The following is a 16261-nucleotide window of genomic DNA, read 5'->3' as shown; positions in this document are numbered from 1 at the left end:
CTGGGAGGTGTTTTAGATTCGTTATAAAAGTACATCTTATAAAAACAAGTGGCTAAAAACAAAGTGGTTGAATAGCAATGTTCAACTCAAGTCACATGTCCCTAAAACATTGTTATTTTCCAAAGACAACTTTAGAAAGATGCTTCATCGATTTAACACTATATATTTCAAGCCAACCAATGGCTCTGGCGGTATTAATATTGTAAGAATCAAAAAAACAAATCATCAATTTATCGCACAGCATAATACTGACAACAAAGTCTTCCACTCACAAAATGATTTATATTATTGGTTGAAAGATTTTGCAGGAAATCGTTCATTTATTTTACAAAAGGGTATTGCCTTAGCTAAAACAAATGGCAGACCATTTGATATTCGTGTAATGGTTCAAAAAACGAAAAAAGGTAAGTGGAAAACAACTGCGCTTGTTTGCAAGGTTGGTCAACCAGGCAAGGTCGTTACAAACTACCATCAAGGGGGAGAATCCCGATTAATTAACTCTACCCTTAAAAATGCAGGCTACAATAATGAAAAGACCAAGGAGTACAAGAAAAAGCTTAGGCATTTGGGCGTACGTGTAGCACGTACTTTTTCTCGATATAATAAGGGGTTTAAAGAACTCGGCTTAGATGTTGCTCTCGATCAAAATAAACGTATATGGATTCTTGAAGTTAATACTCGTCCTCAGATTTACCCATTGAAAGAACTTAAGAATAAATCGGTGTATAACAAAATAATAAAGTATGCGAAACATTATGGGCGAACGAAATAGTTTAATAGTTAAGTATGTTCTGTACACATACTGAAAACTCGAGCATTACCACAAATAATAGGTTGTTTTGTACAATCGACATTTCTATCACCTCCATATACTAATGCTAGGGGGTGATAGGAATAAGTAACATTAACTACAATGGTAAAAATCGATCCGAAGTAAAAGCCTATTTGCACGGTATTCGACCAAATCGCGGTCGTCGAGGTCCGACAGGGCCTACGGGTCCGACCGGACCAATGGGAGCTACTGGGCCGACGGGTATATCAAGCGACACCCCTCTCTATTATATTAAGGATAATAACGAAGATGAGATGAGTGTTACGTTCGGTGAATCAGTTGTTTTCAACTCAAACACTCTTGATATAAATCTCAGGCAAGGCTCTGTAATCGTAGATATTGAACTTAGGGACGTACCTTCTGGACCAACGGGTGATACTGGAGCTACTGGTGCGACTGGAGTTACCGGAGATACTGGACCTACGGGTGATACCGGGCCAACGGGTAACACCGGACCAACGGGACCTCCAGGAGGAGTCATACCAGGTACTTCTTTATTCAGTGTTGTAGATCCAAGTAATAATTCTGTATCTGTGGACGCAGCAGATCAGTTAATTTTTGATTCATCAACGCTTAATATCACTGTTTCAGAAGGATCTGCTATCGTCACTTTGGATGTTGACGAATCTTTAATTGGAGCTACGGGCGCGACTGGGGCTACTGGCAACACGGGACCTACTGGAGATACAGGACCGACTGGGAACACAGGGCCAACGGGAGATGCCGGATCAACCGGTGACACGGGTGCTACCGGTGATACTGGACCAACTGGTGACACGGGTGCTACTGGTGCGACTGGTGATACTGGCGCAACTGGCGACACTGGACCGACCGGTGACACTGGACCGACGGGTGACACTGGGCCAACCGGCGATACTGGACCGACCGGCGATACTGGACCGACCGGCGATACTGGACCGACTGGCGACACTGGACCGACTGGGGATACTGGTGCAACAGGCGACACTGGACCGACCGGCGATACTGGACCAACGGGGGACACTGGACCAACGGGCGCGACTGGGCGACGGGTGATACTGGACCTACTGGTGATACTGGAGCCACTGGCGATACCGGACCGATCGGAGCAACCGGACTGACTGGCGATACGGGTGCTACTGGCGATACCGGACCAACGGGTGCGACCGGACCAACAGGTGATATTGGAGCTACTGGCGACACGGGACCTACCGGAGACACGGGTGCTACTGGCGACACGGGACCTACCGGTGACACGGGACCAACTGGTGACACGGGTGCTACTGGTGCGACTGGTGCGACTGGTGATAATGGCGCAACAGGCGACACTGGGCCGACTGGCGATACTGGACCGACCGGTGACACGGGACCAACTGGTGACACGGGTGCCACTGGCGACACTGGGCCAACTGGAAATACCGGGCCAACGGGCGATACTGGACCTACCGGAGCAACCGGACCGACTGGAACAACTGGACCTACCGGAACAACCGGACCTACTGGAACAACTGGACCGACAGGCCCTACAGGGATTGGTACCACTGGAGCAACTGGACCAACAGGCCCTACAGGGATTGGTCCTACTGGAGCAACTGGACCGACAGGCCCTACAGGAGTTGGTCCTACTGGAGCAACAGGGGCGCCAGGGCCAACAGGACCTTCTGGTGCTACGGGACCTTCTGGTGCTACTGGCGCTACTGGTTCAACAGGGCCAATCGGGCCAACGGGCAATTCGACTACCCCAAGCGTTATCCCATATGCATCAGGTAGTCCTATCACAATTACAACGCTAGCAACTGGTTCAACTGGCCTTCCTGCTGTAGTTGGATTTGGAAGCTCTGCTCAATTACCTACCAACTTAGGAGCTACCATCGATTTAACAGGTGGACCTGGTATAGCTATTAACTATGCATTTTCTATGCCTAGAAGTGGCACTATTACAAATTTGACAGCCTACTTTAGTGTAGCAACAGCGCTTAATCTGACTGGTGAAAATATAACCGTTCATGCCCGATTATATCAATCTACAACCCCTAACAACACTTTTTCAGCAGTCCCTGGTGCTACAATAAATCTTCTACCGACGCTAAACGCTGCTGTTCCTGTTGGATCTATAAGCACTGGCAGCGTCACAGGCATCAATATTGGTGTAACGCAAGGTACGAGATTACTTCTTGTTTTTTTCGCCACACAAACAGGTACTGCTGTTGCCAGATCTATTAACGGTTATGCGAGCGCAGGTCTAGCCATTAGTTAAGTGTAAAGTATATAAAAAACAACCTGAAAGTGCACGCCATTTGGTGCTGCTCCTTCAGGTTGTTTTACATTTGTCTTAAAGAACTTTTATCTCGCTTATTTACATGGAAATGCCATTGTCGACATCAGAGCATTTTCTGCTTGAGTTGAATCTAATCTACTATATTGAACTACTATTGGAATGCTGCTCTCTACAAGAATAGCATAAGGAACCCCAACCGGAATAAATTCACTGTTTTTCTCTAACGAGGACGTTCTAATATGCTTTGTACGTCTAGCTGGAACGACATAGCGAATATCGCTAATCGGATTACGATCCTCAAAATAAATGGTTATGCTAAGCTCTGCATCCTCTACTGAAGTATTGAGCACGCAAATCGATTCATGACTAACTAATTCCCCTGAGCTTTCTGATGGAATATAACCATCAGGAATAACCCATTGTGTTTCTCCAAGCGCTTTGTTCATCAAACTTCTCCTCCGCATCGTTCGTTTAAGTTTTCTCTCAACACGTTGCTAGTCTGACTCGCTGCTTTACTTAGATTATACTCAATTCCATCTCTTATTGAATACAAAAACTTCCCTTACCATTGCAGGTTCTATTATGCAACCTGACAACGATAAGAGAAGCTTATTGATATTATAGAGTATTAAGATTCAATATGATCAAGTAAACGCATAATAGCTACTACAGCTTGTGCCTTCGTTACGGTTCCATACGGATCAAAACGAGAAGCGGATACACCCCTCATAATGTTTTGTGAGAACACGTGCCCAATAGCATCTTTAGCATAGGCTGAGAACAGCTCTTGATCATTTAAATGATTAAGAACATCTACTTCTACTTGACTACTAACATCTTGAGTTAATACCATTGCTCGATGCAGCACGACGGCCATTTCTTGGCGGCTAATTGCTCCCTCTGGATCAAACTTCCCTGGCTGCTTACCGTTGACTAGACCTAGAGCGAAGGCAATCGCGATATCCTCTGCATATTGAGATTGATGCTCCACATCCTCGAAAGTGAGCTTAACGTCAGCTTGTGGCAGCAATTCTAGCCCACGGACGATGATGGAAACAAATTGTGCGCGTGAAATCTGTGTCGATGCTCCAAAATGCTCCTCGCTTTCACCAAATACGATCAATCGATTCGAGGCACGATTAATGGCATCATTAGCCCATATCAGCTCTGTATCCTTAAAGCTAAAGAAGCTTTTCACAACCATATACGTTCCGCCTGCTGGAGCCTCTAGCTTTACTTGTATGCTGCCGTCTGCTTGTTTAACAGCCGTGGTTACTACTGAGCGGAATGTACTAGACTCTGGTAAATATACAATTCCTCTCACCTGCGTCTCTTCCACACTTCCTGCAGGCAGGACCACATCAATTGTTGTTCCTTTTAGCTGATTAATCGTTTCATACTTTCCATCCTCGCTCATAGCTTCAACCGTTAAGGCTATCGCACCTGATTGTGCACTTATGCCAGGTTGAAGAACTGATCCTACAGACTGCTTACCTTGCTCCTTCAATAGAATTCGAGTATCTGCGCCCTGATCCAATACATGAGCAGGGATGTGATACGTAACATCGCTCCAAGTAATGATAAGCTCTGCTTCCGCTCCTGCTGCGGTCAAAGCAGCCGCTACCTCCTTAGGTAAGTGCACTTCAACAGAAGGAGCTGCTGGATCAATCGTTAATGTAAAGGATGTGCTGGAGCTTCCTTTTATTACTGCAACTGCTCCCCCCTTATCTACAGAGACAATCCACTGATCTTCATTCTTAACGATAGTGTTGGAAAGCTCGCGCTGACTGGACGGTGGAATCACTACAGAACCACCACTGCTCATTGCCACTGTCCGAGCATTGAGCACATTGCTGCTTGCAGAAACGGCTGTTATATGTTCATCTGCCTTTTGTACAGCAAGCACATGCAGATCGTAATCACTTGCTGCTGAAAGCTGCTCAAATGTGAAATTCGTTTTTTCCGTGTAGCCAGCATAACGTCCATCTATATAAGCCTCGTAACCGGTTGCTCCTTCAACATTGTCCCAGCTAATCGTAAGCGCGTTATAGCTAGCCATCGTTAATGCAAGCCCTTCTGGTGCTGCAAGAGCATCGTCATTCACGACACCATTAATCGGTAAATCCTTATTCAATTGGCTAAGTAATTCGCCTGTACGGTCACCACTAACCTCCCAGCTCATTACACCAGCTAAATTTTTGGATTTAACGAGTGATGCACTATACATCATTGATGTTTGATCATTGTACGTCATAAACGTACGCTGCTCTGGACTATACAGATACGCCACCTTCGCGGCATCATTCCAATAGCGTTCATAACCGTCTGCGCCTATAAAAGTAATAATATCACTATAATCATAAATCCCCTTTTCCCAAGAGCCATCAGGGAAGCTTGTGCATTCCACATATTGCCCCGGCGCTTCACAGCCACTCCATGCTTTCCCGTAGAACGGTAAGCCCAGTACTAGCTTATGCTCAGGAACTCCTCCAGCAAGATGCCCCTCCACTCCACCGAGCACATGGTTTCGTGCTGAGTTTGGCTTTAACAGATTAGCATCATAATAAAGCGGAGCATTATGATTAGCTAGAGATTCCCAGCTTCCACCATAATCGTAGGTCATAATATTGATATAATCCAAGTATTTGCTTGAGTTTGCCAAGTCCGCGTTTACAACGAAGTTATCACCTTGGCCGGAAGCAATTGTCAATAAGTAATATTTATGATCCTCGGAGCCCGCTGCATCCAAAGCTGCTCTTACTGTTTGCATAAGCAGTGTAAAATTCAAGTTATCCTCTGGTGAATGATAGTTATGTGTTTCCCCACCCTCTACAGGATATTCCCAATCGATATCCAAGCCATCCAGCTTGTATTCTCTAATAAAATCAACAGCCGACTGTGCAAATGTTCTACGCGTTACCTCATTAGCTGCCATATTGGAAAAGTGCTTAGACCAAGACCAACCGCCAACCGATACGAGTAGCTTATACTCTGGATTGACTGATTTCAGATTAGTAAATGCGTTGAAATTTTCAATATCCTTTACTTGATCGCCTAACACGATTTCTCCGTCATGCACATAACGATTTTGCAAAGGAATGTCTTCTGACTGACATGCCGTCGTTCCTGTTCCATACTTTTTCCAGCACAAATCTGCAAATGCGTAATTAATATGTGTAATCTTAGAAACATCTACGTCGCTAGGATAGAACTGACGATCATAAACTGACCAAGAGGCATAATACGTAACGTTCGTGTAGCTCGCACCAGGCACTACTACAACAGCATCACTTACCTCAGACGTCCATAATGGATTAATCGCTTCAACCGTATACGAGTATGAGGTGCCTTCGTTTAGACCTGTTGCTGTAAAGCGATTTTCAGTGGATGATCCGATTAGCACATCATCCTGGTAGATATTATAGCTGGTTGCACCTGCTACTGGAGCCCAGCCCAAAACTGCAGTCGTCCGATTTACAGTTGTAGCCTGAACATCCTGAGGAGCCGCAAGCTCTCCCCATTTTATTGAAATCTTATTGCTGCCAGCAGAAACGATCGTCGGTTGTCCTTCCGCTGCGAGCTGGGCGGCAACTTGAAAAGTTAATTCTGTACCTGCAACCGCCTGCTCTTCCGTCAATGTATACGTATATTGATTAGAGCCATCCCAAACTCCAGATATCCATGCTTCATTCACGTAAATATCATAACCATTCGCATCGGGGCTTCCTATCCACTTAAATGAGACGGTTGATGCTGTTACACTAGTCACCTGAAAATTGAGTGGAGCAGGCAATGGTGCTTCCTTATACTCCGATGTATCTGGAAGTGTCGTAAATTCAATAGCATTGCTTTTCTCCTTCTGACTATCCCATGTTATATATATTCGGTAAGTCGTATCTGGCTGGAGTCCGCCAATTACTTTATTCCATCGATGACCCCAAGTAATATATTTGTCGTCATCAGCATGAAAAACTTGAATGTCATTAGGGTGTTCATCATCTCCGATCAAGTCCCATTCAATTTCGGCACTATTGTGAGTAATCGTTCCCTCTACTACTCGAAGATTTTGCGGTGGCTGACCTTCAGCTTCCGCTTCATTAGCATTTATTACAGCTGTGTTAATCCATGTACCAAACAGCAATGCAAAGCATAAAATCAACATAAACACTCTTTTTTGTGAAATAGAATACACACGATCACCTCTAATCATTTAGTCGTTGATGTACGAGCTCTAATGAAGATGGGCTGTGCTGTATCTAAGATGGGAAGAATCAAAGCAGAGGACAGCTCAAGTTGACGAGATTAATATCATTGCAACAAGCTGAGACTGTAATAAATAGTATTGTACACGCTTTCATTTATTGGGGTATTAGTTTGGGTTAGATTTCGTGGTGCATAGCTGTATCCTTAGTACGTTCTGTTCATCACCTTCTTATACATTCATTTAGTCTTACTACCCTATCTCGAAACCATCATAGCATGAGGCTACAGAGGGGAAGAGGGTAACATTTAACGACTAACGGGTGAAATATATATGATCAACCGTCCACAGAACTTACTATAAACAAATTGTAGTCAGGATGTTAAAATAAGGAAGAATTTAGTGTAAGGAGGGGCAGAATGATGAACAAAAAAATAATAATGGCCACTACTGTGATCATTTCACTTATCGTCTTAATCTTAGCAGTCGGTTTGTATATTTGGCGTGTACAGATACATTCACAAGCAAAGCCTAAACCACTACAAATCCCCTTTTCATACAATCTTGCTGGAGATCTGAATCCTGAGGCATTAACGACTGACATCATGCAAGCTATTGGTTATCCAGATGCTATTCCATTTGTAACAAGTGGGGATAGGTTTAACGTTATATTATACAGCCGCCCTCAAATGCAGGATGATGTAGAGTTCCATATCATGACGTCTATATTCAGATTTCTAGTACAAACTAACGATAATACACAAATGCTATCCTATGAATTTCTGCTGTCTCAGCAAAGAGATCATTTAGTATTGATTGACCGCCAGGAGACGATAAACGTAAAGTCATTAATTGATCGACCTATTCCGGTTGGTGCTTTTACTTTGAGCGAACTGTTCAGCGCAATACGAGACTTTCCAGCGGATTCTTATCGCGAGCATTCCCAATATGGGGAAGAAGATACCGACCTATACAGTATTCGTTTTAATGACAGCCTTATAGCAGAGAGCTTTTTCTATAGCAAACACGGCTATGTCAAGACGGTCGATACAGCTATTACAATTGAACGCGGCAATGAAATACCTCTCTTAATATCCCATCTCAACTGGGGGGATATCCGGGATGAATCGCTACCTTATGACGATCCTCGTCGTTATTATAATGCGAGCGGAATGGGTCGAGTTAATCTGCTATATATACCTGAGCACAGAAATTAGCCCGATTATAGTTTTTTTCTATAATGAAAGCCGATCAATCCAAAATATCTGGATGATCGGCTTCTATACTTATTCTTCTATTTTACTCCTCGCCTGTCGCAACAGGATTCTCCGGATTGCTGCTCCAATCACTCCAAGAACCTGCATAAAGCTGGACATTGCAGAAGCCCGCTTCCTTAAGCGCGAACACATTGGGTGTTGCTGTTACGCCAGAACCGCAGTATACAATAATGTTCGACTTCTTATCGATACCTTCAAACCGCTTTGCTTGCTCCTCTGGAGACTTCCACGTTCCATCCTCTCGCTTGCCTTCCTGCCAAAAATGGTTAATCGCCGTTGGAATATGACCCGCCGCACGATCAATGGGCTCATGCTCACCACGATAGCGCGCTCGATCACGTGAATCAATAATAATAACGCCAGGCTTCCCGATCTTCTCTTTCACTTGCTCCTGTGATAACACCATCGCTTCATTCAGCTGTACAGGCAGACGATTGTTATCGTAACGCTTAGGTATAGCGGTATCGACCGGCTGGCCTGCTTCAACCCAGCCCTTATAGCCCTTCTCAAGCACAACAACCTCACCATTAAAGCCAATCCATTCTAACAGCCAGCGCAATCTCGATGCCATCGCACCTCCTTGATCGTCATAAGTGACAACCGTTACCCCGTCCTTAATGCCGATTGAAGCGAAAAACGCTGCGACAGTTGAAGGCTCTGGTAGCGGATGACGACCTCCTGCTCCATCTGGACGCATACCACTCGATAGATCGTGACTTAAACTGGCATAGTGAGCTCCTGGAATATGTCCAGCTCGATAGGCTAGCTCACCTGCATCAGAATCTGCCAAATCATATCTTGTATCGACGATTACTAGCTCGGCTTGTCCGTTTTTTTGCTGCTCCAGACGTTCAATCAACCATTCATTATTAACAAAGTAAGACATCTATATCTCCTCCTATGTAGGGAGAGAAGCACCATTGCTTCTCCCCTTATATTTTAATTGTTGCGGGATTTGTACTTCAAGCTCGTTTTGCTGCATGAGATGTTTTCCGAGGCGTATGCAATGCTGTTAACAGCTGAGGACCTTGCTTTGTTACGGCAACTGTATGCTCGAACTGAGCGGTTAGTGAATGATCGATCGTACGCGCTGTCCAGCCGTCATGGGCGATGTACAACTCCGTCGAGCCTGCAGTAACAATCGGTTCAATCGTAATGACCATACCTTCCTGAAGCTTTATTCCTGTTGTCTCTGTTCTTACATGCAGCACTTGAGGCTGCTCATGGATTTCTCTGCCAATACCATGACCTGCAAAGCTTGCTACAACCTTGTAGCCATCCAGCTCAGCTCGCCGCTCAATCGCGTAGCCGATATCTGCTAGATCTCTGCCAATCTCGATTGCATTTATTCCAGCTCGCATCGCTGCTTTTGCCGTTCTTACAAGCTTTCTAGCTTCCAGTGATACTTCACCGATCATGTAGGTGTATGCAGAATCTGCTTTCCAGCCGCCGACATCTGCTACCATATCAACAGTGACAATATCGCCATTTTGTAGCTCATAGCTGCTTGGAAAGCCATGACATGCTACCTCGTTGACGGAAATACAGCTCACATATGGATAGCCCTTATAGCCTTTTTGTGCAGCGACAGCACCATGCTTTGCGAAAAATCCAGCAATAAACTTTTCGATATCATTCGTTTTTACTCCTGCTCTAACACGCTTTTGTAATTCCTTGTGGCACTGTGCCACCACTTTTCCCGCACGTCTAATCTTCTTAATCTCATCACTGCTCCTACAGACCGCTTCCATTCTAACACCTCCTACATTCTTACTTTCAATGTATTCCGTGCTTCGTTGTCCAATACACCGATAGGAGCAGAAAAAGAGCCTATGAAATTCGAGATTTCATTAGGCTCTAAATGTGTGATCTACACCGCAGAGGAGTTAATTCTGCTAAGCTCATCCTCTACGAGAGAGGTTAATTCATCCTCATAGCCGCCAGTAATTCGATACTTGCGTACATAATCCTTAACAAACTTCCTCGGATCCTTCGGCTGGAAAATTCTTGTCAGTTCCTTCAAACTTTCCCTAACTTCATTCTGGCTATGCTTTGCCATGAAATCTCCTCCCTTACACATTGGACGGTCTTCACAATCGATAACTTGGATTATCGAAACAGCTAATGCTGTCATTGTGCTCCTTTTGCTGCAATGATGCTCTACGAGGGTAGATCATTTATTTCAAATTTTCTTACTATTATAACATTTCAGATATCAATATAAAACAACCGTTAAATTAGAATATTTTATTTTAGCTTTCACAACGTTCGATTCAGAGGCTAAGAAGCGTCATCATTGTGTATAAATTGGGCTAACGCTCTGATTCGGAATCTTGTGACCGCGATTCATTATTATCTTGTTTTCGATACATTCGCAAATAAACGACAACTCCAACTACTGCAACGATAATCCCGAATCCTAATAAAACCGCCGCAGCTACGCTCTGCCACACTCCGAAACCCTCCCTATCACAATGATTAGCATTCTACTAAGATAATAAACGATATGAACCGCTTGCATATGCGAGCAGTTTACCGCTTTCATCATAAATAGAGGCTGTCATTGTTATAGTACGTTTCGTACGGTGTAAAAGTTCCGCTTTACAAAAAATTGTTCCAGTAGCAACATTAGACAAAAAGTGTGTATTCATCGTTGCCGTTACAGTTCTAACCGATGGATCAAGCATCAAGACAAGACCCATCGCATTATCTAGCATCGTCATAAATACGCCGCCATGAACAATCCCCATCAGGTTTAAATGATGCTGCTCAATAGCAAGTGAAATCGTTACCTTATCCTGCTCTGCTTTCTCCAGCTCGAAGCCTACATGTCCCCAGAAGGTTGACTGAGCTTGCCTTGCAAGCTCATCAAATGAGCTACTCATTCGTCCGCTCCTCTTCCTCCATTAATTGGCGTTTTAGCACCTTGCCAACCATTGTTTTGGGCAGCTGCTTACGGAATTCATAGATATGAGGAACCTTATATGAGGCTAAACGCTCCCTACACCATTGATTGAGCTGCTGGTCCGATACAGCAACGTTGTCCTTCAGCACAACAAATGCCTTTACGGTTTCACCGCGATAGCTATCCTTCACTCCAATGACCGCAGCTTCAGCAATGGCCGGATGCTCATACAGCACCTCCTCGATTTCCCGAGGATAAATATTAAAGCCGCTAGCAATAATCATATCCTTTATTCGATCCTTTATTACGAAGAACCCTTGGTGATCCATTAATGCCATATCGCCTGTACGCAGCCATCCATTGTGAAATGCCGCCTCCGTCGCCGCTTCGTTGTTCCAGTACCCGCTCATTACCTGCGGACCGCGCACAACGAGCTCTCCGACTTCACCCGGAGGCAAAAACTGTCCTGTCTCTAAAGAAAGAACGGCTGCTTCGGTATCGGGAAACGGTATGCCGATTGTACCGATTTTACGATATCCCCAAATAGGATTCGCATGTGTTACTGGTGAAGATTCCGTTAAGCCGTAGCCTTCGATTAGCTTGCCGCCTGTCATTTTTTCAAATTGATCCTGTACCTCTAGCGGCAGCGCAGCCGAGCCGCTTATACAGATTTCAATTGATGAAAGATCGAGTGGCTTTGCTTGCTTTGAGGCGGCTTGAATAAGGGCTATATACATCGTCGGTGCGCCTGGAAAGATCGTTGGCTTTTGCTTATCTATCGTTCGCAGCACTTCTTCCACCTCGAATTTAGGCAATAGAACAAGACAGCCCCCTGTACAAACAGATAGATTCATTAGCACTGTGAGGCCGAACACGTGAAAAAGCGGCAGTGCTGCAAGGTATCGCTCTTCTCCGAGCCGGATTCGCTCACACCACTCCTTGCTTTGCAGCGTGTTGCTCACAAGATTGCGATGCGTCAGCATGACCCCTTTCGGAGTACCTGTTGTTCCTCCCGTATACTGTAGTGCAGCAATATCGTGATGACCAGCTAACGTCGGTCTTTCATACGAAAGCGCACTGCGGCTTAGAAGTGACTTCCACTGCACATAGCCATCTGTTCCGTAAGGAATCTTAGCCTTAAAGCCATCTCTGCGCTGTTTAATTGGATAGAGCATACTTTTAGGAAATGGGAGGCCATCCTTAATCGAAGTAATCACGACAGTGTGCAGCTTCGGTATCGGGCCTTCCTCTGGGTTCTTACCTCGGACTCTCGCTATCCTTGGGTACAGCATATCTAGCGTTATCATTGCAACTGCACCGCTATCCTTAAGTTGATGAGTAAGCTCGCGCTCCACATAAAGTGGATTCGTCTGCACCACGATTGCTCCTGCAAGCAGTACACCAAAGTATGATATGACAGCCTGTGGACAGTTCGGCAGCATAATAGCAACACGATCACCCTTCTTCACACCGAGTCTTCCAAGCCCTCTAGCCATGAGGTCTGCTGACGTGTAGAGCTGCTCGTAGGTGAGTGTTTTTCCCATAAAGGTTAACGCTGGCTTTTTAGCATATTGTGTCACTGCATCAATAAGAAACTGTGCGACATTAATCTCGGGATAGTCTAGCTTATGCCTGACCTCCTCTGGATAATATCTCAACCAACGCTTTTCTGAAAAATCTACAACTTGCTCACTCTCGCTTCTCGCTGTCTCTTGCACATCCGACGGTTGTTGATTAGGTGTATCCATACCCAATCATCTCCTTCACACGGTATAGTGCTCACTTCCAATAACCTTTGCAGCGATTTGTCGTTTTAATGTAATAACATCTGTGAGTGTTGCCTTCATTAATTTCTTTACAATAGACAGTTGCATGCGCTGCATATCTCCAGCCTCCATGCGAACAATTGTCTGTCTGGCGTCGCTTTCTAGCTGCTCCATTGCTTCCTGTACATAAACCTTAGTCATAAGAGCTGCTAAGCTTTTATCGTCCTGATCAAGCTTTAATGCGATGCGTTTTTTCGCTCTCAGATAAGCGCTCTCCATTGCATATATAACAATCATCATATTGGCCAGCACTTCTAATATTTCTTGCTCCTTCTCCAGCTTCGTTCCATATCGCTGAACAGCAGAGCCTCCTAGCATAAGAAATAGCTTTTTGGCTTGCTCTATGCGATAACCCTCCAGCGCTAAAGGAGCGTCAAGCACAGGGGGCTGCTGAGGTTCTAGCAGCGATGCTTGCAGACCTTCAATCTTCTCTAGAAGTGGAAGCTCACCCTTCATTGCCTTTTTAATTAACGTTCCAGGGATAAGCAGACGATTAATTTCGTTTGTCCCTTCAAAGATACGGTTAATCCGAGAATCTCGATAAATGCGCTCGACTTTATATTCCTTAATAAACCCGTACCCACCATGGATCTGTACAGCCTCATCACTAACCGCATCAAGTGCCTCGGATGCGAAAACCTTGACGATCGAGCATTCCATTGCATACTCCCCGATCGCTTTAGCTGCCTGACGACCCGCTTCCACATCACTGCCGTCTGTAATCGAAGAGGACAATTTATCGTCCATCCAACCTGCAGTCCGATAAACAATACTTTCCGTAACATATGTCAGCATGTTCATATCGGCCAGCTTTCCTGCAATGAGCGGATAGGAGGACAGCGGCTCATTAAACTGCTTGCGGACGTTACTGTACGCTGCTGCAAGCTCGATTGCCTCCTTGCATGTGCCTAAGCATGCAGCGCCAAGCTTAAAGCGACCTATATTCAATATATTAAATGCGATAAGGTGTCCTTTGCCTATCTCGCCGAGCACATTCTCTACCGGTACATGCACATCCTCAAAGAACAGCGGGCATGTCGAGGAGCCTTTTATGCCCATCTTATGCTCCTCTGGGCCAACACTAAAACCTTCCATGTCGCGTTCGATAATAAAGGCTGTAAACTTGTCACCATCGATCTTAGCATACACGATAAAGAGGTCAGCAAAGCCTGCGTTCGTAATAAAGATCTTAGAGCCATTCAAAATATAATGCTTACCGTCCTCACTTAAGCGCGCTGTGCTTTTGGCACTTAGCGCATCCGAGCCCGAAGAGGGCTCCGTTAAGCAGTAAGCAGCAATCCATTCTCCGGTAGCCAGCTTTGGCAGGTACTTCTCCTTCTGCTCCTTCGTACCAAAAAATACAATTGGCAACGTACCAATTCCAGTATGTGCTCCTACGGACAGGGCAAAGGAGGAAGTTCGCGCAAGAGTTTCTGCGAGCAGCGTTGTGCTCACTTTATCTAGACCGAGCCCACCGTAAGCCTCTGGTATGTCTGCTGCTAAAAAGCCCTGCTGCCCTGCCGTTCGCATTAAGGATACCGTCAGCTCATAGTTCAGCGCCTCAATCTCTGCATCTCTTGGCACGAGCTCGGTGTCAATAAATTGCTCTGCAGATTCCGCAATTAAGCGCTGCTCACTTGTAAAGTCTTCAGGGATACACGTCGACATCGGATCGCTAGGTTCAATGATGAAGCGACCTCCAACTGCAGGTCCTACTGTCATGTGACTCACTCCTTCATTTTGTAGTGCTTCAGCTTGAATACACCTCAATGAGCCCTGCTGCCCCCATTCCACCACCAATGCACATCGATACGACACCTAAGCCCCCGCCACGACGGGATAGCTCATGAATTAACGTAACGGACAGCTTTGAGCCTGTGCAGCCTAGCGGGTGACCTAATGCAATCGCCCCGCCATTCACATTGACACGCTCCAGCGGGAGCTGCAGCTCTTTAATAATCGGGATACACTGTGCTGCAAAGGCTTCGTTGAGCTCGAACAAATCAATTTGATCTACATCTAATCCCGACTTATGAAGCAGCTTAGGAATAGCCTTGATTGGGCCAACTCCCATAATCTTTGGTGCAACACCTGCGACGGCATAATGTCTAAAGGCAGCCATCGGCTTCAAACCAAGTGATTCCGCCTTCGCCCGACTCATGACAAGCACTGCTGCAGCACCGTCACTCATCTGTGAGGCATTGCCTGCGGTAACAGAACCATTGAGGGCGAAGGACGGCTTAAGCTTGCTGAGCTTTTGCACGGAAGTCGTTGCCCGAACACCTTCATCCTGCTTGAATTCAAAGCTGCGTTCTACATAACGCCCTTGATCATTCACTGTAGATCGCGTAACGACGACAGGGACGATCTCATCTTCAAATGCACCAGAAGCGATAGCCCACGCCGCCTTCTGATGACTGGCTACCGCAAACTCATCCTGCTCCTGACGAGTAACGTCATATCGTCTAGCCACCTCCTCGGCTGTATGCCCCATCGTCATATAAACCTCTGGCATCGTGTCAACGATATCTGGATGAGGCGACAATCTCCAGCCCGACATCGGCACGTGACTCATGCTCTCAACACCACCAGCAATGATGACGTCCGCTTCCCCTGTACGAATACGCTCTGCGGCATATGCAATAGATTGCAGACCGGAAGCGCAGAAGCGATTAATCGTCACTGCTGGTACGTCTTGAGGCAGCCCTGCATATAATGCGATCGTACGGGCCATATTCAAGCCCTGCTCACCTTCAGGCATTGCGCAGCCGATAATGACATCCTCGATCTCATCAGGCTGAAGGCTAGGCACCTTCGCCAGTAAACCCTGAATCACTGCCTTGCCCAGATCCTCAGCTCTAACCTCAGCTAAGCTTCCTTTATTGGCCTTGCCGACAGCTGTCCTAACGGCAGCAACGATAACGGCATCGCGCTCCCCAGCATCGAAGTAATTACTCATCCTA

General features: G+C 45.7%; 12 protein-coding genes and 1 pseudogene. 3 read left to right on the top strand and 10 right to left on the bottom strand.

Annotated features, from left to right (window positions below; translation table 11 throughout):
* The first annotated feature begins 16 nt into the window (after nt 1-16).
* Nucleotides 17-772, top strand: coding sequence for a YheC/YheD family protein (locus NSQ99_RS06365; protein WP_340838741.1), 756 nt, complete (start codon nt 17-19; stop codon nt 770-772).
* A 389-nt stretch (nt 773-1161) separates the two neighbouring features.
* Nucleotides 1162-3068: pseudogene (locus NSQ99_RS23235) on the top strand (exosporium glycoprotein BclB-related protein).
* Nucleotides 3069-3163: 95 nt separating this feature from the next.
* Here NSQ99_RS23235 and NSQ99_RS06350 read toward each other — a convergent pair.
* Both NSQ99_RS06350 and NSQ99_RS06345 read right to left on the bottom strand, forming a co-directional pair.
* Nucleotides 3164-3535, bottom strand: a complete 372-nt coding sequence (locus NSQ99_RS06350; protein WP_340835791.1) for a sensory rhodopsin transducer — start codon at nt 3533-3535, stop codon at nt 3164-3166.
* A 182-nt stretch (nt 3536-3717) separates the two neighbouring features.
* Nucleotides 3718-7230 (bottom strand): glycosyl hydrolase family 18 protein, encoded by a 3513-nt coding sequence (locus NSQ99_RS06345; RefSeq protein ID WP_340835790.1) that lies wholly within the window; start codon nt 7228-7230, stop codon nt 3718-3720.
* Between the two features lie 479 nt (nt 7231-7709).
* On the opposite strand from NSQ99_RS06345, the gene NSQ99_RS06340 reads away from it, so the two are divergent.
* The gene (locus NSQ99_RS06340; RefSeq protein ID WP_340835789.1) at nt 7710-8507 is read left to right on the top strand and encodes a hypothetical protein; all 798 of its coding nucleotides are present in this window, start codon (nt 7710-7712) and stop codon (nt 8505-8507) included.
* A gap of 82 nt (nt 8508-8589) precedes the next feature.
* Here the strand turns inward: NSQ99_RS06340 and NSQ99_RS06335 are convergent, their stop codons facing one another.
* From NSQ99_RS06335 to NSQ99_RS06300, 8 genes are all read right to left on the bottom strand, one after another.
* Nucleotides 8590-9453, bottom strand: a complete 864-nt coding sequence (locus tag NSQ99_RS06335; RefSeq protein WP_340835788.1) for a sulfurtransferase — start codon at nt 9451-9453, stop codon at nt 8590-8592.
* A gap of 76 nt (nt 9454-9529) precedes the next feature.
* The gene (gene map, locus NSQ99_RS06330) at nt 9530-10318 is read right to left on the bottom strand and encodes a type I methionyl aminopeptidase (RefSeq protein WP_340835787.1); all 789 of its coding nucleotides are present in this window, start codon (nt 10316-10318) and stop codon (nt 9530-9532) included.
* Nucleotides 10319-10437: 119 nt separating this feature from the next.
* Complete coding sequence (locus tag NSQ99_RS06325; RefSeq protein WP_251668016.1) at nt 10438-10626, bottom strand: hypothetical protein; 189 nt, start codon at nt 10624-10626, stop codon at nt 10438-10440.
* Nucleotides 10627-10879: 253 nt separating this feature from the next.
* On the bottom strand, nt 10880-11020 hold the full coding sequence (locus NSQ99_RS06320; RefSeq protein WP_340835786.1) for a hypothetical protein: 141 nt from the start codon (nt 11018-11020) through the stop codon (nt 10880-10882).
* 36 nt (nt 11021-11056) lie between these two features.
* Nucleotides 11057-11452 carry a PaaI family thioesterase gene (locus NSQ99_RS06315; RefSeq protein WP_340835785.1) on the bottom strand — a complete coding sequence of 132 codons (396 nt, stop codon included), beginning with the start codon at nt 11450-11452 and terminating at the stop codon, nt 11057-11059.
* The gene (locus NSQ99_RS06310; protein ID WP_340835784.1) at nt 11445-13220 is read right to left on the bottom strand and encodes a long-chain-fatty-acid--CoA ligase; all 1776 of its coding nucleotides are present in this window, start codon (nt 13218-13220) and stop codon (nt 11445-11447) included. The genes NSQ99_RS06315 and NSQ99_RS06310 overlap by 8 nt, the downstream gene beginning before the upstream one ends.
* A gap of 15 nt (nt 13221-13235) precedes the next feature.
* The gene (locus NSQ99_RS06305; RefSeq protein WP_340835783.1) at nt 13236-15020 is read right to left on the bottom strand and encodes an acyl-CoA dehydrogenase family protein; all 1785 of its coding nucleotides are present in this window, start codon (nt 15018-15020) and stop codon (nt 13236-13238) included.
* 28 nt (nt 15021-15048) lie between these two features.
* Complete coding sequence (locus NSQ99_RS06300) at nt 15049-16257, bottom strand: acetyl-CoA C-acyltransferase (protein WP_340835782.1); 1209 nt, start codon at nt 16255-16257, stop codon at nt 15049-15051.
* Nucleotides 16258-16261 lie beyond the last annotated feature (4 nt).

Origin of the sequence: Paenibacillus sp. FSL W7-1287, assembly GCF_038004245.1 — a bacterium.
In the GTDB taxonomy this organism is placed as follows: Bacteria; Bacillota; Bacilli; order Paenibacillales; family Paenibacillaceae; genus Pristimantibacillus; species Pristimantibacillus camelliae.
Note: the sequence above shows the minus strand (reverse complement) of the source record. Positions and strands in the feature narration are given on the sequence as shown.